The sequence below is a fragment of the Flavonifractor sp. An92 genome (genome assembly GCF_002159175.1).
Taxonomy (GTDB): Bacteria; Bacillota; Clostridia; order Oscillospirales; family Oscillospiraceae; genus Pseudoflavonifractor_A.
This window is the reverse complement of sequence record NZ_NFGZ01000019.1, coordinates 38830-57495: the sequence shown is the minus strand read 5'-3', so window position 1 is coordinate 57495 and position 18666 is coordinate 38830. Positions and strand designations below refer to the sequence as shown.

Sequence of the window (18666 nt, the reverse complement as noted above, 5' to 3'; positions counted from 1 at the left end):
CCCCCCGGGGGGGCCCTCACGCCCGCGCCGGGGGTGCGTTCGTTTGCGCCAGTCACGGCGCGGAGAGCGGCTGCGTCATGTTCTGATAGCGCCGCTGCATGGTGCCGTCGTCGTACCAGGTATCCAGGGCCAGCTCCAGGCGGTTGCTGGGCGCCAGTCCGTGGCTGCGCTCCTCCATCCGGAGGAAGGCGGCGGCCGAGAGCCCCATGTCCATGGTCAGGAGGAGCGCCAGCGCGGTGGCGGCCACCCGTCCCCCCTTGGGCGGGAGGTGCTCCAGCCGCTTCAGCAGCCGCGGCACCAGCCAGTAGCCCCACGCCACACCGGCCAGCCCCCAGAAGGCGGCGTACAGCAGGTTGGTGCGGCCGTCCAGGTTGAAGGGGATGTGGGAGTAGTCCCAGAACAGGCGGTGGTAGACCCGCTCCAGAAGCAGGCTGGCCAGGTACTCAAAGCTGCCGCCCAGCACCGCGCCGCTTGCAAACACCGCCCAGCCCCCGTACCGCCGCAGCGGGTAGAGGACCAGGAGCATCAGCACTGCGCCCAGGCCCCAGACGATGCTGACCGCGCCGTAGAGCAGGCTGCTGCGGCTCATAAGGACGCCGGTGCCCAGCCACACGAAAACCATTTCAAACAGGCACCCCAGGAAGGAGCTGCTCAGGAACAGGAAAAACCAGTTCTGCCAGCCCAGGCGGGGCACTCGAAAGGGTCCTTTCGCGGCCACGCGGGAAAATACAAGGACGGTGAAAAAGGCCATCAAAACGAGAAAGGTGGTCATCATTTTCCTACTTTCCGGTCCCGGTACCCGTGGGTCCGAGACACTCTTTTGGTTAAGACCATGGTACCATTGGGGGGCGGAATACTCGGTTGTCCACGCAACCGGACCGGAAAGCGGTGATTAGAAAACCAGGACGCCCGGGGGCGTCCTGGTTTTCAGGCAGAAGCGGACGGTCAGTCCGGGGCTTTTCCTCCGGCATCCGACTTGCGGGACAGGAGGGCCGTGGTCAGGTCGCTGATCCCGTCGGCCAGCAGGGCCGCGCCAAAGACCATGATGACGATCTGAGCGGCGTGGAAGGGATTGATGACCAGCAGGAGTCCCAGGACCAGTGGGATCAGGGAGGAGAGGAGCAGGGGGACAAAGACGGAGTTTCTGGAATGGGTGGCGGCGAGGACCAGGGGGAGTTTCCCCACGCCGTCCACCAGCAGGAGGGAACCCAGCACCAGCGGCAGGAAGGCGAGGATGTCCTGGGGCCAGGCGATGGCAAAGACGGAGAAGGCCAGCGGGAGGACGGTGAGGAAGAGATCTCCGCCGGAGGCCTGTCCGGATTTACGGGCCTGGAGATACCGCCACAGGTGGCTGATGCCGTAGACGGCGGCCCCTCCGGCCAGGGCCCACACAAAGACGGAGCCGCTGAGCCCCGGGAAGAGGAGCAGGGGGATCCCCAGGGCCATGTAGAGCAGCGCGATCCAGACAGAGGCTGTCCGGGACCAGAAGAATTGCAGTGTCATAGTAGTTACCTCCTTGATATCAGAACGAAGTGCAGTCAGGATGGGCGGCCGCTCAGATCAAGCCGTAGCGGCGGAGCAGTTCCTAGATCGTGGTGCCGTCCAGCTTGTCCAGTCCGGCGTGCATGGCCACCTTGAGGGGCAGCGGGAGCTTCATTTCGGTCAGCTTCCGGCCGTCCAGCAGGTAGTGGGCGGCGTTGAGGAGGCTGCGGATGTCGTAGACGGAAGCGTAGACCTCCGGCACGCCCCGCTCCACATCCAGCAGAGTGTAGACGGCCTCCATGGCCGTGCGGACGGAGTATTCGGTGGTGAAAATGGTGTCCCGCTCGGTCTGGGCGAACTGGCCCAGGAAGGCGAAGTTGACGCAGCCCTCGGGCACCACGTTGGGGCGGTCACCGGCCGCGCGGGGCATGAAGAAGGCGGTGACGTAGGGCATCATGCAGGGAACGGTACTGGCGCTCTCCCGGGCCAGCTCCTCAATGAGGTTTTCCGGCACGCCCAGGTGGTACAGCCACTCCATGCAGATCTCGGCGCCGGTACACTCCGCCATGGGCTTGCCCACAAAATCGCCGGGCTCGTCGGGATAGAGGCCGTAGATCCACCCCACCAGCTGCCCCTTGGGCTGCTCTTTGAAATGGGGCTGGCGGTTGAAGGTCCAGCTCATCAGCCAGGCGGAGTCCTTGACGGTGACGATGCCGCCGGTGACTACCTTGCCGGCATAGGGGTCCCGCTGGCAGATGTCCTGGATGTAGGGGGCGATGCGGTCATCCAGCAGGGTGACGGTGGCCGACTCCCACTTGGTGGCCTCGATGTCGGAGCAGAATTTCTCCGGGCGGCCAAAGAGGGGATTCTGGACCGCGATGTGCTTCCACAGGGTCCAGCTGGAGCCCTCGCCATCCTCCACCGTCAGGCGGGGCGGGTGCTCGTTGTCCCCCAGGGCGGAGCCCTCGGTGCAGGAGCCGTTGGTGACGAACACCAGGTCGTGTTCCGTCAGCTCCAGTACCTCCTCCTTCCCATTGCGGAGCAGGACCAGCTGGTGGGCCAGTTTCTTGTCGGGCAGGAAGTGGAAGAGGACGTTGGTCACCTTCACCCCGTACTCGAACCGGACGCCGTGCTCCTTCAGGTAGGCCACCAGGGGAAGGATGAGGGATTCGTACTGGTTGTACTTGGTGAACTTCAGGGCCGACAGGTCGGGCAGCCCGCCGATGTGGTGGAGGAAGCGCTGCAGATACAGCTTCATTTCCAGCGCGGAGTGCCACTTCTCGAAGGCGAACATGGTCTGCCAGTAGAGCCAGAAGTTGGACCGGTAAAAAGACTCGTCCAGCACGTCGTCAATGGTCTTGTCGTAGAGGTCCTCGTCCGGGGTGAAGAAGAGGCGCATGAGCTGCAAGGCCGCCTCGTCACTGAGCTCGAACCGGTTCCCCGTGTTGGCGCTTTCCCCCTGCTGGAGGGTGGCGCGGTTCCTGGAGAAATTGGGGTCGTCCTTGTTCAGCCAGTAGAACTCGTCCAGCACGCTGGCTCCCTCCACCTCCAGGGAGGGAATGGAGCGGTACAGGTCCCACAGGCACTCGTAGTGGCTCTCCATCTCCCGGCCGCCCCGGATGACGAAGCCCAGCTCCTCCATCCGCAGGCCGTCGCAGGCGCCGCCCGGGAGGGCGGCCTCCTCCAGGATGTGGATGTGGTCGCCGGGCATCTGGCCGTCCCGGATCAGAAAGGCGGCGGCGGACAGACTGGCCAGGCCGGAGCCCACCAGCCAGGCGGACTTGAAGTCCACGTCCTTGGGCTTGCGGGGGCGGGCAAATGCTTCGTAATTTCCATTGGTATAGTACATAATCCGTTCTCCTAATCGATATTCCAGCGTTTTGGCTGGTGGTTTGTTCCTTCTGTACCTATCATAGCCCACGGGGCACAAATAGTAGGTTGTCTGTACAACGGGGTGGTATTTCTTTCTTTACAGCAGACCTTCCCATACCTCCCCTCCGTCGGTCCGCTGATAGTCGTGGGAATTGGCCCCTTCGCAGATCGCGTCAAAGGCCCAGTGGGATGCCGGCACATCCGGGAACCTCCGCACGTCGGCGTGCTCGTCCAGGAAGGCCCGGTCGGCCCGGCGGTCCAGCATCCGGTTGAGGATGGAAACGGCCTCTCCCCGGGTCACCAGGCGCTGGGGGGCAAAGCTCCCGTCGGGACAGCCGGAGATCCAGCCGTACTCCGCCGCACCCATGACCGCATCGTAAAACCAGTCCTCCGGTCCCACATCAGGGAAGGCGCAGGCCGCACCGGACGCGGGGCGGGCAAAGCCCATGGCCATGGTCACAAATTCCGCCCGGGTGATAGGCCGGTCGGGCAGGAATTTTCCCTCCCCCACGCCGGCCACCTTCCCCAGCGACGCCAGGGTGTTGACGGCCCGGGCATACCAGGCGTCGGCGGTCACATCGGAAAAGCCCGCCGCGATGGGGACGTCTTTATCCTTCAAGAGAGAGTAAAAGATCTGGGCCGCCTGCGCCCGGGTCATGGGGTCGTCAGGGCCAAAGCGGCCATCGGGATAGCCGAACACATAGGCGTGATGGGACTGAGTTTCCAGCAGGTCCGCCACGCCGGTCTCCTCCGGGGACGGCCCGCTATTCAGGGGGACAAACCGGGCGGAGATGGTGTGGGATGCGGTCACGGGCGCAAAGCGATAGGTGGTCACCGCTCCCACAGACCGGCCGTCCACCAGAACATCCTGGAGCCGGTAGCCCTCCCGGGGCGTGATGGTGAAGCTGGGGGTGTCCCCCTCCATGACCCGGAGTTTCCCGCTGGGGGTCATGCTCCCGCCCGCCGTCGCCTGGGCGGAGATCCAGAACGTGTTTGCCGTACTTCCGCCGCCGGTCCCGGTCTCCCGGTCAAAGGTCCGCAGGACCGTTCCCGTATAATTGCCCTGAAAGCGGATGGTGACCTGTACATTTTCGCCCTGGTCCTCCAGCGTGGTCTCATAGTCTACCCCTTTTTGCAGCACCCAGTCCCCGTGCCGGATGACCAGGTTTTCCGCCTCCTCGCGGCTGCCGATGGGGGGAATGGGCAGCCGGGTGCCGTCATAGGGGGCGACCTCGATCTGGACCGGGATGTGCTCCACCACCTGATAGTCGATCAGGTCCAGCGGCGTGTAGCGGGCCAGATGGGTCTGTGTCCCCACATTACCCACCCGAAGTTCCCCGTCCTCCCAGGAAAACTGGGGTTCCAGGGCAATCTCCGCCAGGAAATCTCCATAGGTGGCGTATTTCACCTCCGGGGGCTGATACTCGGGCACGGCCGGCTCGATGCGGAAGGGGGCCACCGCCTCCAGGCCCTCATACTGGTCAGTCCCCTCCACGGTAGCCCGGACGTACCAGGTGCCCGCCGTGGTGGGCGGCTCCGGCTGAAAAGGCCCCTGGGGCGAGGCGCCATAGGAAAAGACCGCCGTTCCAAAAGTCGGCTGCGCCTGGGGCGTGGCCGGGTTCTCACCATAGGTCCAGTTTTCCAGGTGCAGAGGCACCAGCCATCCATTCTCCCCCGTGACCTCCAGAGCGGCGTCCAGGGTGGCCGCTCCGTCGGTATAGCGGTAGGTAATGCTCTGGTTGGGGGCATCCAGCCGGATGCGGTCCCCCTCCAGGGTCCCGCCGCTGACCGCACTGACCTGGCCCGGGTCCATCCAGGGGACCAGGTCGGTGAGCGAAACTGTATTTTCTCCCTGGGTCAGCGAGACGGGGACCGGGCGCTGGCCGCTCAGGTCGCAGAAGGACACGCTGTCCTGGGGCAGCCGGATGGCCAGCAGGCGGTTGTTCCCGGCGTACACCGTCTCCAGCTTCTCATTGCCGCTGAGATCCAGGGCGGTGAGGTGGTTGTCGGTGCAGTTCAGATAGGTCAGCTCGGTCTGGTGGGACAGGTCCAGCGTCTCGATCCAGGTGTGGTTCCACAAGAGGGTGTCCAGCTTTTCGTTGTGGGACAGGTCCGCATGGGTCAGGTTGCCCCCCAGGACATGGAGGGTGTGCAGATTGGGGTTCCCACTGAGATCCAGCTCCTCCAACGGGCTTCCGCCCCAGACGAAGTAGGTCAGATTGGGTACGCCGTGCAGATCCAGCTGGGAGAGGCCGCTGTCGAAGCAGTGGAGCTGCTCCAGCGCGGGCACGCCGCTCAGCGTCAGTTCGGTCAGTCTGGTATTTTCGTTGCAGGTCAGGGAGGTCAGCGCCGGAAAATCCGCCAGCTCCAGGCTGACCAGATCATTCTCGCTGCAATTCAGCGATTCCAGGGCCGAAAACCACTCCAGGCCGCTCAGATCCTGAATGCCCAGCTTGCGCAGGTCCATTTGGGTAACCGCGTCCCGCTCGGACTGGGACAGGAGCCCGTCCCCGTCCGTATCCCGCTTCTGGACATAGCTCAGAAACGCCGGGTCGGGGAAGGTGCTGCTGTCGACGGGGACGTCCAGCGCCTGGGCGGTTCCGGTCAGGAACATCCCTCCCGTCATTCCCAGCGTCAACACCAGAAAAATGCCTTTTTTCCATACCTTCATAGACAAATTCTCCTTTTCAAATGGCGAACGGTCTGACTGGTCCGCTGAGTGGATTATGGGCCCTGGACGGTGGAAAATCGGTTGTCTGTACAACGAAAATGCCATGTCACACAATTGACAAGCTCCCCGGTTTTGGCTATCGTTATCTTATCTACATCTTGGTTGAAAAGGGGCGAAGCGGATATGATGGACCAGGAAACGATGCTTGCCGTTTTGAAAAAAGGGCTGCTGTTTCGCAACATGGAGGACCGCGAGATCCTGGAGGCGCTGGGGACCATCGCCTCCCACCGCAGGGTCTATCCCAAGCGCACGCTGGTGATGCGGGACGGAGATCCCATGACCCAGGTGGGGGTGATCCTGTCGGGAAATCTCCACTTGTTCCACATTGACGCCAACGGAAACAGCAATCTGATGGAAAATCTGGGCACGGGCGAGGCCATCGGCCTGCTGAACGCCATCGGAGATTACCGGCTGCACATCTCAGCGGAGGCCACCACCGAGACCGAGATCCTCTTTCTCAATGTCAGCCAGCTGCTGCGCCAGCACGTGCTGACCGCCCCGGTCCAGATCCGGTTTTTGCAGAACCTCACCCTGGCGGTGGCCCAGCAGGCCCACCGTCTGACCCGCAAGCTGGAGGACAGCATCCGCCGCTCCACCCGGGAGCGCCTGCAGGACTACCTGTCCGGGGAGTTCCACAAGGCGGGCAGACGCACCTTCTCCATCCCGCTGAACCGGCAGGATATGGCCGACTTCCTCTTTGTGGACCGCAGCGCCATGTCCAACGAGCTGTGCAAAATGCGGGACGAGGGGCTTTTGAAATTCGAGAAGAGCAAATTTGAGCTTCTCATCGAAATGCCCATCACCGAAGAAGAGCGGGACCCCAATCAATAAAAATGCTCCGGAGACGCAATCGGTCTCCGGAGCATTTTTTGATTTGGTTGTTCAAACAACCGTTCCAACCCAGTCCCTCTGGTATGCTGGATACAGTTCAGATGCCGGGCGGAATCCGCCGCGCCGCATCCGAGCCAGTTTGATTTGGAGAGGGGTCGCCTATGGACCGGAACAATCACAGAATGGACACGGTGCTGGACGCCGAGTACCAGCCCTTGGACGCGCAGAACCTGGAACCCGGAAGGAGCCGCAGCATGGAGCTGCTCTCCGCGCTGCTCCTGGCCGTCCTCGGCCTCACCGCGCTGGCCTTTCCCCTGGCCGCCGGCGTGAGTTTCGCCTTCTTCCTGACGGCCGCGCTGTTGCTCTACGGGATCTCCCAGGCCGCTGCCTTCTTTTTGGCCGCAAAAGAGCTCCGCAGCGTCTGGATGCTGGTGAGCGGGGTCCTGAACTATCTGTTGAGCCTGCTGATGTTCTTCAACCCCATCGTCAGCTGGTTTGCCCTGACGACGGTGTGGGGCATCTATTTCCTGGCCGCCGCTGTCACCCTGTTGTTCCGGCACTGGTCGGTCCGGCGCGGAGCCCATTCCCGGGCGTCTTGACGAAGGAGACGATGATGAAAAAACGAGGCTTCCTGTTCTTCCCCCTTCTGGCGCTGAGTGTGGGAACTCTGTCCGGCTATTTCGCCCGCACCGGCCTGGAGACGGTCTATCCGCTGCTGGAAAAATCGCCTCTGACCCCGCCGGGGGCCCTGTTTCCAGTGGTGTGGACGGTGCTGTACCTGCTGATGGGCATCGGCCTCGCCCTGGTACTGCGGCGGGTGGGCACGGAGCACAGGACTGCCTTCGTGCTCTGGTGTGTCCAGCTGGCGCTGAACGCGGCCTGGAGCCTGCTGTTCTTCGGGGCCGGAGCCTATCTGGGCGCGCTGATCTGCCTGTGCCTTCTGTGGGTGTCCATTTTCCTCATGATGATGGTGTTCGACTCGGCCAGCCCCGCCGCCGCCTGGCTGCAGGTGCCCTATTTTCTCTGGGTCAGCTATGCGGGCTACCTCAATCTGGTGATCTGGCGGCTCAATCCCTAAACAATCACGGCCCCGTTGGCGGTACAACCGTATCTCGGACGCCGCCGTGTTATTCTGAATACAGACCACAGGAAAGGTGGATTATCCTATGAACACGACCCTCAATCGCCCCCAGGAGACCGCAGAACGCCTCAACCAGAAGCTCACCGACGCCATGATGGCGGCCCTCAAGACCGTCCGCAGCACCACCTCGCCGGACTCCATGGACGCCAAAGATCTGGCCTACCAGCGCAAGGGCCAGGAGGTCCTGGGGCGGCTCATGTCCCCGCCCATCGGCTTCAGCTGGGAGCCCTTCGTCCTGGACGGGATGCCCATGGCCTGGGTCCGCCCGGAGCGGGGCCACAGTCACAACAACGTGATCCTCTACTGCCACGGCGGCGGATACACCAGCGGAAACCCGGGCTACGCCAGAGTGCTGGCCGCGAAAATGGCCAGCGCGACGGGCTGCGAGGTCCTGGCCTTCCAGTACCGGCTGGCCCCGGAGTTCCCCTATCCGGCCGCGCTGGAGGACGCGCTAAAGGCGTGGGAATCCCTCATGCACCAGGGCTGGGGCGCCAAGAACGTGATCCTGGCCGGGCACTCCGCGGGCGGAAATCTGGCGCTGGAGCTGACCCTCGCCCTGAAGGCGGAGGGGCGGCTCCTCCCCGGACGGCTGGTCCTCTTCTCCCCCTGGACGGATATGACGGCCAGCGGCGAGTCCTACACCCAGCGGGAGGAACTGGACCCCATGCTGACCAACCACTACATCCAGTCGGTGCGCCGCGCCTACGCCCCGGAGACCGATTACAGCCTCCCCCAGTTCTCCCCCCTGTTTGCAGACCTGTCCGGCCTGCCGCCCACCCTGATCCAGGTGGGCGAGCGGGAGATCCTCTACTCCGATTCCAAGGGGCTCCAGCAGGCGCTGATCTCGGCGGAGGTCCCCTGTGTCCTCCAGAGCTGGCCGGACATGTGGCATGTGTTCCAGATGTTCCCCCTCAAGAGCGCGGGAGAGGCCATGACCGCGATGGCGGAATTTCTCCGGCAGCTGGGCTGCTGAATCTGTCCGCAGGCAAAGACAACGGCACGTGCCGAATCAAACGTTTGATTCGGCACGTGCCGTTTGCTGTACGGTTCATGGCTTCCCGCTCACACCGGCTCTTCCTCCAGCCAGCGGCGGAGTGCGTCGTCCGGCGGATAGGGGAGCTTGTCGTTTTCCGGGGTCTGTTTCACAAAGAGCACCCGGGTGCCCGCCCGGGCCTTGGAGGCGTAGGGGGTTTTCGGGGGGATGCTGAGGAAATCCCCCGCCCGCAGGATCAGGTCTTTTCCCTCCTCCGGCAGGCGGATGTGATATTCCCCCTCCAGGACATACACCATGTCCGGCGTGCGGGCGTGGGCGTGGGGCTGGTCGGCGGCAAAGTGGTCGTACCGGCTGATGCCGATCTCCAGGTCGGCGGTGCGGATAAAGTCCAGCTCCTGAGGCAGGCGGAGATTTCCACAGAAATACTGCCGGAAGTGGACCTCCGTGGCCTGCTCCACGTCCTCCCGGCGGAAGAGACAGAGTTCGTGTTCGCTGCGTTCCATAGGCACCTCCTAAAGTTCCAGCTCCCGGCTGTGGGCCAGGATCTGCTCCATGTTGTCTGAAAAGCTCTGATAGAGCTCCGGCTGCTCTTTCCGGAAGATGAGAAAACTCTGCCGCAGGCGGTTGTCGCACTGGCTCTCGTCCAGCACGGTCTGTTCCCGCCGGCCGGGGCGCACCTCCACCGCCGGGCCGTATTCGGTGAAAGAGGGGAGATAGAGATCCACCTTGAGATTGTCCCGGTCCGGGTCGTCAAATTCCGCCTTCAGATAGGCGCAGGGGAGGGCCACCTCGGTGAGGAAACAGCGCAGATCGCACTCCGGATACCGCCAGACCAGATCCCGCAGCGTGTGGATGTTCCGCCCAATAATCCGGTCCAGCGGGCAGTCCTCCATCAGGGTGCGGGGGCGCATTTTATAGCGTGCAGCGTCCTCGGCCGCGTGGGAGTCCGGATCGGTGAGGACGATGCGCACCTCCGTGCCGCCCCGTGAGAGATTGAGGAAAAAGATGTCCCAGTCGCTGTGGGTCTCGGTGGTCACCATCCGCCCGGCCAGAAAGGATGTGCCGGCGTAATTGATGACCACCAGCCGCTTGGCGTTCAGGTACCGCTCTTCCAGCGAGAAGCGGCTCTCGATCTCCCCCTTGGAGGCCATGTGGACATTGGCCGTCCCCCCGGTCCGAAGGGCGGGTCCGCCCTCCACCGGCAGAAGCTCGGTCTGGGCGTAGATGAGCAGGGCGGCCCACAGGTCGTAGGGGTCCCGCTCCCCCCGCTCCGCCTCCCCCTGCCAGCGCTCAAAGACGCCGCAGGCGTCGGGCAGCTCCATCCCGCCGGAGCGCAGGGCCTCAACGCCGGGGCGCACCAGGTCGAGGCAGTTCTCCGGAGCCAGGGCGGAGAAGCGGTCCCCATACCAGCGCTTCAGATGCTCCGCCGCCTTCCGGCGGACGGAGGGCTGGTTCAGCGGGCGGTAGAGCACCTTCTTGCCGCCCCGGAATTCCAGCAGATAGGGGCTCGAGGTGTCCAGCAGGCTCACGCCGTCGTCTTTCTTGCTGAGCTTCACCAGGGCATTGTAGGACAGGTCGTTGAGATACTGATTGCAGGCCTTCTCATCGGCAGAGCGGAGCCGCTCCACCCGATTTGCAAAATCCTCCAGCCAGCCGTACAGTTCCAGACAGTAGGTCCCCCAGGTGCAGGGGCGCCCCAGGCTCTCGGCGATAGCCCCCCGTATGGCATTATTGAGGATGAAAAACAGATTAGCCTGCCGCGATCTTCCCGGCATGTGTCCTTACCTCCGTATCGATTCGTTTTTCCCGGCCAGATACAGCTCCGACTGCATCTCCTGCGTCCCGGCGTCCTGAGTGAGCCGGGTGGTGTGGCCGGAGGTGGTCTTGCCCTGGAAGTCACTGCACAGGGCGCCGCCCTCGGTGTCCAGGAAGCCCAGCCCCAGCCGGGTCTCCTTCTGGGCGGGCGACTGCCGCTCCAACTCCAGCCTTCGGGCCGTCAGGGCCACTTCCGTGATGTTCTGCCAGTCCAGCAGGGTGCGCGTTCCGGACCGCCGGTCCCGGTAGAGCCGGAAGGCATAGCGCACCGCGCCGCTGGAGTCCCCCCGGCGCTCCGCCGGTCCGTCCACGGCGTGGAGGCACAGCAGAGGGTCCACCGGCTGGTCGTAGAGGGCCGGACAGGCCCGACGGCCCAGATTGGCCGAGTAGCACCCGTCCACCAGGGCACGGAAAAAGTCCAGCTCCCGCTCAGCATACGCCGCTTCATTCCGCCACCGGTCCAGTGCGGCACGGTAGTCGCTGCGGAATCGAAGCCCTTCCGCCTCCGCCGCCTTCTGAAGCGCCTGGGCCTGGGTCAGCAGCGCCGCCCGCCCCGGGAGGGAGAGGTGTTCCTCATCCTCCCACAGCGCGTTAATGCGGCTTTGGATCTCCTGGGGCAGGGTCACCGCCGGAGGAGCAGTGCGCCGGGAGACGGTGGTGTCCTGGTGGAAGGTACGGATGAGGGAGGGCCGAAAGACCTCCGAGGCCAGGCGGTAGGCCCCGTACAGCTCCTCCAGCTCCGCCCGGGACGCGTCCGGGAGCTCCGGCGCCACCGAGCGGAAGGGGCGATGCTCCGCGATCCCCCAGCCCACCGCCTGCCGTACCGCCTCCTGCGCCAGCCACGGGGAGGCGGAAAAGCAGAACTTCTCATTCTGGAGACTCTGGAGCAGATACTCCGCTGGGTCCAGAATCGGGTCCTGGCCCTGGGGGGTGAAGGCGGAGAGGGCTGCCACGCCGCTCTGGCAGAGGCTGCGAAAGCCGCTGTGGTGGAGCAGAGAGAGCAGATAGCGGTTGTCCATCACCTGGGGGAGGGTGAAGAGCACCGTGCGGCTGCTGGCGGAGAGCTGGAAGAGGAGAAGCTCCAGGTCCTCCTGGTTGTCCCGCTCGGCTGCGGCAGCGCTGTCAAAGGCGGGACTGTAAATAGGCGTGGCCTCTGCCGGAGGGACTTCTGCCGGACAGGAAACCGCGGGGGCCCGGCGGGTATTCAGAATTTCCTGAATCCGCGTCCGGCGCTCCTCCAGTGCGGGGGTGTGCCCACCGGAGAGGAGCGGTTCTGCCGCCTTTATCGCGGCCTCCGCCGGGTCCAGTGCACAGCGGTTCCGGTCCTCCGCCGGCCAGTCCGGGCAGTCCAGATCCAAAAAGAGCTCCGCCCGGTCCAGCTGCGCCTGGGCCTGGAGAACAGGGGAGAGGGGCGGCGTCCCTTTGCAGGTGCTCTCTAGCAGGATGTTCTCCATACCCGCTGCCTGCTGGGCCAGCGTTTCCGCCTCCGCCAGGACCTCCAGGGCCTCCAGGCGCCGCAGCTGCTGCGCAGTGTTGGAATCCTTCTCCCGGGACCAGCGGAGGAGCAGCTCCCCCTGTTCCAGCCGGTGCCGGGCGCAGAAGAGTGGCAGCCCATCCTTCGGTATCGCGCACAGGGCGGGCGAGAGAGCCCGGTGGTTCTTGCGGTCAGGGGCATAGCCCACATCAGGCAGGCTCAGGGAAAGACGGTCGGCATTTCCCCTTAAAAAGCGCCAGAAGTCCTCTCCGGCGGTGTAGGCCCCTTCCCAGTCCTGGGCCTGGACCAGGCGTTGAAATTCCGCCCGCTGGTCGTAGTAGGCCGCGGCGGCACGGATGTCCTCCTCGCTCAGATCCTTCGGGAAGGTGAACCGCTCCCGGTAAGACCGCTGCGTGGGCTCATGCCGGTCGGCGGCCTGGATGGCCCGCTGGATGACATACTCTAAGGCCTGGTCCAGGTCCTTTATCTCCTCCAGCCGGGTACACTCCGCCGGGTCGATGAGCCAGTCCCGGCAGGCGTCCAGCAGGCAGTGATAAGCCTCCTCCTCGCTGTCGCTCCGGAACTGCCGGACATACGCCCGGACCACCTCATGGAGCCGCTGGGAAAGGTCGAAGCCATCGGGGAGCTGTTGGTTCCCCAGGTGCTCCGCATTGCCGCGCCAATCGGCCAGCCGCGGCCACCAGGCCCGCCCTTTGTTGCCGCTGCTCCAGCGCTGGACGGCGTTGCGGTCGAACAGGTACAGCTCCTCCGCGATGGCCTGGGTACTGTTTCCCGACAGGCCTTGCAGGTAATGGTGGAGGAAGGTGTTGTCCAGCATGTCGCCACCCCCTTTTCCCCGATTATAACACAATTTCCAACCGGAGGCATCTGCTTTCCATCGCTTACCGGATTCTTACCATCCGCTTTCCTAGCTTTTCAAAGGCCGTTCCGGTAAGCTGAATGCAGAAAGTGAAGCACAAGTGAGGGCGACACTTCCCCCTCGATTTTATACAATAAAACCATCCAAAAGAAAGGATGATCCACATGAGAAATCACCGATTTTCCATGCCGGACCGCCCGGAAGAGGTGCGGCGGGTCCGTCCAGGCCGTATCCCGCCCCAGCGTTCCGGGTTCCGAATAAAAGGGGCCCGACGGCGGCTCCGGCCGCGCCGGGAAGGGGGTGAGGACCCGTCCCCGCCCCCTGGCCCCTGATTTCCCCGGACCTATGTGCTTTTGTGAATAGATAGGAGGATTGAACATGAAGTTCCGCAAATTGATGCACCGCTTTGCCCCTGTGCTGCTGGTCCTGACCCTGCTGGTGGGGACCCTCCCCGCCGCTGGCGCCGCCGGCAGCTCTGCCTCCTTCGCCGCCGACCTGGCCCGGCTGGTGGAGGACACCCACGAGCCCTACTTCTTTGGGTCGATGAAGCTGACTTTGGGCTCGAGGAATCTCGAGGTGGACGGCCGTACCATTGCCATGGATGTGGCGCCCATGGTGGAAGTATCCACCAGTCGCGTCCTCTTGCCCATCCGCTACGTAGCCGAACAGGCGGGAGCCAGGGTGGACTTTGACTCTGGCACCCAGACGGTTCTGATCACCACCCCCCAGGGGGAGGAGATCTCCTGCGTGGTGGGCGAGAAGGCTATCCGCCTGGACGGCGTGTCCATCGCCAGCGATACCCCCACCACCGCCTACAACAACCGCACCTATGTGCCCATCCGGCTCGTGAGCGAGACTTTGGGGATGGATGTCCAGTGGGTGCAGGAGAGCCAGAGCATCCTCATCACCGCTCCCTGGCAGACCGCCCGGGTGCTGGTGTGGTCCGACACCCAGCCCGACACTCTGGGCGCGGAGACGGTGCTGCACAACGGCGGCTCCCTGTGGGTGCTCCAGTACGGCAGCCCCACGGAGGCGAAGGAGGCCTGTGAGGCCCTCCAGGCCAGGGGCTACACGGCTTCCGGCGACTTGTACATCCCCCCCGTGGAGGACCTGACCGGCTCCAGCGTCTCCGCCAGCGGCGGCCACAACTCCTGGGGTGTGGACAAATCGGCGTTTAACGAATTCATTGATAACAACGCCGGACAGCTTACCGGCGATGCCCTCGTTGCGGTGGTGGACACCGGTGTGGACGACAGCATTTCGGCGCTGAAAGGCCGGGTGGTCAATGGCCGGGATTTCGTCGACGGCGATTCCGACCCCGACGATGAGCACTACCACGGCACCCATATTGCCAGTACGATTGTGGACTGTGTCGGCGATCTGGATGTGGACATTCTGGCCGTGCGCGTTCTGGATGAGAACGGCGGCGGCTCCACCTCTCAGGTGGTCGCCGGTGTGAGCTACGCCGCGGAGCAGGGCGCGGACGTCATCAACCTGTCCCTGGGCGGCCCCAAGACCAGCTCCACCGTGCTGGACCAGGCCATTGAGCGCGCCGTTGCCAAGGGCACCACAGTGGTGGTCAGCGCGGGCAACGAATCCTCGGACGCCAAGTACTACTGCCCCAGTCATCTCGGGACGGAGCGTGGCGTCATCTGCGTTGGCGCGGTAGACAGCTCCGATAAACAGGCGTATTTTTCTAATTATGGTAATTCGGTGGATATCAAAGCTCCCGGTGTGAACATCAAGGCCTATGTGCCCGGTGGTTCTCTCAAGTCCCTGAACGGCACGTCGATGTCCGCGCCCCATGTCAGTGCCGCATCTGCCGTTTTTTACCTTTTTGATCATGAAATTTCCCCTGCTCAGGTGGAGGACGCCCTGAAACAGTCCGCCCGCAACGGCATCCTAGACCTCAGCAAAGCGGAGCTCCCCGGCGGCTCCACCCCTGTCACCCCTGAACCGGAGAAGAAAGTGGTGGCCTACACCTACTCGGTGGATAAGCTGTCCCTGGCCGAAGGCGAGACCGCCCGGATCACCGTCACCGCCCAGTACAGCGACGGCTCCACCGCCGACGTCACCAGCAAGAGCGGCCTGTATTGTACCGATATCAGTGTGGCCACGGTAGCCTCCGACGGTACCGTCACTGCCAAGCAGGCCGGAAGCACCTACCTCTCCATGGCATCCGCGGCTGGCATCTCCATCCCCGCTCCTGTGCCGGTCACGGTGACCGCCAAGGAGACCCCGGAACAGCCCGAACCTTCCAAGAAAATCGTGGCCTACCGCTGGAGCGCCAGCCGCCTGGAGATGGAGGTGGGCCAGGGTGCGTCCATCGCTCTCTATGCGGTCTATGACGACGGCAGCGAGCAGGATGTCACCCGCAGCTCCAAGCTCTACCTGGCCGATCCCTCCATTGCGGAGGTGGACGGCAACCTGGTTTACGGCCGCAAGGAGGGCAGCACTCTGCTGGTCTTTGCTTTCGCTGGCACCAGCGCAAACATCTCTGTGCCTACCCCCATCCCTGTGGTGGTCTCTGCCGCCCAGCCGGAGCCTCAGCCTGAGACCTATCAGCGGCTCTTCTGGGCCATCAAGCAGGACAACACCAGCGTGGACTCGGCCATCGACTCCCTGAGCCTCTCCAAGGGCCGCAGCGTCCAGATCGCCATTTACGGCGAGACCACCTCCGGCGCGCTGGTGGACCTGACCAGCGAATGTGTGCCCTTCTCCAGCGACGAGAGCGTGGCCACTATTAAAAACGGCAAGCTCACCGCCGTGGGCAGCGGTACCTGCTACCTTTGGCTGGAAAAAATACCCAATGTGGAGCTGGAGCTGCCCCCCCTCCTCCTGCTGGACGTGAAGTAACACCCTCGGGGCGCGGAGATTCTCTCCGCGCCCCCCGTACTCTGAGAAAGGTGGAACGAAGATGAAACGCCTGTGCTCCGCCGTCCTGGCGCTGTGTGTGCTGACTGCCCTCCTGCCCGCGCCCTCCGCCCGGGCCGCGGAGGTGGACACGGAAGTCTATGAGGACCTGGCCGCCCTGGTGGCGGAAAACCAGTCCGACACCGCCGCCCTCTCCTTCACTGTGGGTGAGACGACTATGACCGTCACCGACAACGCCGGGAAGCGCGAGAGTGTGGATATCGACCCGGGCCGGGACACCGCCCCGCTGGTGGTAGCGGAGCGGACGCTCCTGCCCGCCCGGGCGCTGGTGGAGAGCATGGGCGGCGAGATCACGTACGAGGGCGGCAACACTGTCACCATCTATTCCCAGGGCCGCACCGTCCAACTGGAGGCGGGCGACAACACCCTGCTGGTGGACGGCGAGGCCGTAGAGCTGGACGTGGCCCCCTGCTTCCACGAGGAGCGCACCTACCTCCCGGTGCGGGGCATCACGGAGGCCCTGGACTGCCAGGTGGACTGGGACCCTGACACGGAGACCGCTACCGTCGTCTCCACCTATGCGAGCAGACGCCTGCTGGTGATGGGCGCGGAGCGGGACGACCTGGACGCGGTGGACGCGGAGCAGGCCCTGGACCTGGGCGGCGGGCTGTGGGTGCTGTCCTTTGCCGATGAGGCCTCCACTGCCCGGGCCCAGGAGGTCCTGGAGGGACAGGACCTTTTGGTCACCCCGGACGCCCAGACCGAGGCAGTCCTCTCCGGCGGCATTTCCGGCAGTTGGGAGAATCAGCGCACTGGCCTTTCGGACTTTGGAAAGACGCAGGCGGGGAGCCGCCCGGTCACGGTGGCGGTGCTGGACACCGGCATCAATCCGAACCTCTTCCCCGGCCGGGTGCTGGACGGCTTTGACTTCCAGACCGGCCGGGAAGGAGTGAGTGCTGACCCCAGCGGTCATGGCACCTTTGTCGCTTCGCTCATCGCCGCCTACACCCCGGAGTGCGTAACCCTTCTTCCGGTGCGCCTCTTTTCCGCCGACGGTACCCTGGGCCACGCCCAGCTCTCCGTCCTCTCCGCCGGACTGCTCTACGCCGCGGAGGCGGGGGCCGACCTGGCCAACCTGAGCTTCACCCTGGGAGCAAACGACCTCTTTGACGCGGTGGTGGAGGAGGTCACGGCCGGGGGCATGGCGGTGGTGGCCGCCGCCGGAAACAGCAGGACCGACACCGCCCTCTTCTCCCCGGCGCGGTGTGAGGACGCCATCGTAGTGGCCGCCACCGACCAGAATGACCGTCTGGCGGACTTCTCCAACGCCGGAGACAGTGTGGACCTCTGCGCTCCCGGAGTGGGGATCACCGGACAGGCCCCCTCCGGCGGAATGTATACCGACTCGGGCACCAGCTTTTCCGCCCCGCTGGTGGCGGCGGCGGGAGCGGTGCTGCTGACGGCCAATGCGTATATGCCCGCCGCGCTGGAGGAAGAACTGAAAGCTTACGCCACACCGCTCAGCCAGGCAGGCACCGGCGCGGGCGTGCTGGACCTGCGGGAAGCCCAGCCGGAGCCCACCCCCACACCGACGCCCACCCCGTCTCCCACGCCCTCCCCAGAGCCCACGCCCGACCCCGAACCGGAGGAGACGCCCCGGCTGACCTCCTTCCGCTGGTCCCACACTCGGGTGGAGCTCACCGAGGGAAAGCAGACCTCCATCCAACTGCTGGCCCACTACGTCACCCAGGACGGCTCCTATGAGGTGGATGCCACGGCGGAGAGCCGGATCTACTCCACCGACGAGTCGGTGGTCACCGTGGAGCCTGACGGCAGCCTCACCGCCGCGGGAGCGGGCAGCGCCTACTTGGTCTGTTCCCGGGCGTCAGTGAGCGGCATCGCCCTCCCAGAGCCCCTGGCCGTGACGGTGGAGGCCACCCCTGCCGGCGAGACCGAGGTGGAAAAGGTGGCCCTCAGTGCCTCCTCCCTGCTGCTGCGGGTGGACCAACAGACCACCCTCACCGCCGTGGCCTATCCCTATGACGCGGCGGATACCCGTATCACATGGAGTACCAGCAATCCGGAGGTGGCCACGGTGAAAAACGGCACTGTCCACGCATTGGGCGAGGGGGACTGCCTCATCACCGCCTCCGCCAGCAACGGCGTGTCCGCCTCCTGCCGGGTGCGCGTATCCCATGTGAACAATTCGGACTTCGCGCTCTCCATCCGCAGCGGGCCCAGAACGCTCTCCCTGGGCGACGTGGGCAGCTATGAGCTGGAGCTGGACACCCCCCAGATGGACACCCCGCTGGTCCTCTGGTGCGGCATCTATGTGGACGGCGCCTGGCTGGAATACGCCTCCTGCTATGTGGACAGCGGCACCGGGACGGTGCTCCAGCTTCTGGACACCGCCCAGCTGGAGGGGGTGGAGCCGGGCACCTATCTCGCCAGCTTCTCCCTCTTCGAGCCCGACCGCTTCTACACCGGCGCATCGCTGGTGGACTGTGTCTTCCAGCTCCACCTCACCTGAATACACCGGTCGGAGATCTTTGGCCTTTTGTGTCCTCCGCCC

The 18666-nt window shown here is 64.5% G+C and carries 13 protein-coding genes; 6 read left to right on the top strand and 7 right to left on the bottom strand.

Annotated elements, in window-relative coordinates:
* Positions 1–52: 52 nt before the first annotated feature.
* The 4 genes from B5G43_RS12250 to B5G43_RS12235 all read right to left on the bottom strand — a co-directional run bounded on the left by B5G43_RS12250 (position 53) and on the right by B5G43_RS12235 (position 6025).
* A complete protein-coding gene (locus tag B5G43_RS12250) occupies positions 53–775 on the bottom strand; it encodes a putative ABC transporter permease (RefSeq protein WP_087261800.1) in 723 nt (240 codons plus the stop codon).
* Between the two features lie 170 nt (positions 776–945).
* On the bottom strand, positions 946–1503 hold the full coding sequence (locus tag B5G43_RS12245; RefSeq protein WP_087261798.1) for a DUF308 domain-containing protein: 558 nt from the start codon (positions 1501–1503) through the stop codon (positions 946–948).
* An 82-nt stretch (positions 1504–1585) separates the two neighbouring features.
* The gene (locus B5G43_RS12240) at positions 1586–3331 is read right to left on the bottom strand and encodes an oleate hydratase (RefSeq protein WP_087261796.1); all 1746 of its coding nucleotides are present in this window, start codon (positions 3329–3331) and stop codon (positions 1586–1588) included.
* A gap of 120 nt (positions 3332–3451) precedes the next feature.
* Entirely contained in the window at positions 3452–6025 is a 2574-nt protein-coding gene (locus B5G43_RS12235) for an S-layer homology domain-containing protein (protein ID WP_158097426.1), read from the bottom strand.
* A 183-nt stretch (positions 6026–6208) separates the two neighbouring features.
* On the opposite strand from B5G43_RS12235, the gene B5G43_RS12230 reads away from it, so the two are divergent.
* The 4 genes from B5G43_RS12230 to B5G43_RS12215 all read left to right on the top strand — a co-directional run bounded on the left by B5G43_RS12230 (position 6209) and on the right by B5G43_RS12215 (position 9030).
* A complete protein-coding gene (locus B5G43_RS12230) occupies positions 6209–6916 on the top strand; it encodes a Crp/Fnr family transcriptional regulator (RefSeq protein WP_087261792.1) in 708 nt (235 codons plus the stop codon).
* Between the two features lie 161 nt (positions 6917–7077).
* Positions 7078–7515: a DUF308 domain-containing protein gene (locus B5G43_RS12225; RefSeq protein ID WP_087261790.1), complete on the top strand. Its 438-nt coding sequence runs from the start codon at positions 7078–7080 to the stop codon at positions 7513–7515.
* A gap of 11 nt (positions 7516–7526) precedes the next feature.
* Positions 7527–7994, top strand: coding sequence for a TspO/MBR family protein (locus tag B5G43_RS12220; RefSeq protein ID WP_242960560.1), 468 nt, complete (start codon positions 7527–7529; stop codon positions 7992–7994).
* Positions 7995–8082: 88 nt separating this feature from the next.
* On the top strand, positions 8083–9030 hold the full coding sequence (locus tag B5G43_RS12215) for an alpha/beta hydrolase (RefSeq protein ID WP_087261786.1): 948 nt from the start codon (positions 8083–8085) through the stop codon (positions 9028–9030).
* Between the two features lie 89 nt (positions 9031–9119).
* Here B5G43_RS12215 and B5G43_RS12210 read toward each other — a convergent pair whose 3' ends face one another.
* From B5G43_RS12210 to B5G43_RS12200, 3 genes are read right to left on the bottom strand one after another with little or no spacing between them, the layout of a single operon-like run.
* On the bottom strand, positions 9120–9554 hold the full coding sequence (locus tag B5G43_RS12210) for a cupin domain-containing protein (protein ID WP_087261784.1): 435 nt from the start codon (positions 9552–9554) through the stop codon (positions 9120–9122).
* A 9-nt stretch (positions 9555–9563) separates the two neighbouring features.
* The gene (locus B5G43_RS12205) at positions 9564–10826 is read right to left on the bottom strand and encodes a hypothetical protein (protein ID WP_087261781.1); all 1263 of its coding nucleotides are present in this window, start codon (positions 10824–10826) and stop codon (positions 9564–9566) included.
* A gap of 6 nt (positions 10827–10832) precedes the next feature.
* Positions 10833–13178 (bottom strand): hypothetical protein, encoded by a 2346-nt coding sequence (locus tag B5G43_RS12200; protein ID WP_087261778.1) that lies wholly within the window; start codon positions 13176–13178, stop codon positions 10833–10835.
* Between the two features lie 420 nt (positions 13179–13598).
* On the opposite strand from B5G43_RS12200, the gene B5G43_RS12195 reads away from it, so the two are divergent.
* On the top strand, positions 13599–16076 hold the full coding sequence (locus B5G43_RS12195) for a S8 family serine peptidase (RefSeq protein ID WP_087261776.1): 2478 nt from the start codon (positions 13599–13601) through the stop codon (positions 16074–16076).
* Between the two features lie 61 nt (positions 16077–16137).
* Positions 16138–18624: a S8 family serine peptidase gene (locus tag B5G43_RS12190; RefSeq protein WP_087261774.1), complete on the top strand. Its 2487-nt coding sequence runs from the start codon at positions 16138–16140 to the stop codon at positions 18622–18624.
* Positions 18625–18666: the final 42 nt, after the last annotated feature.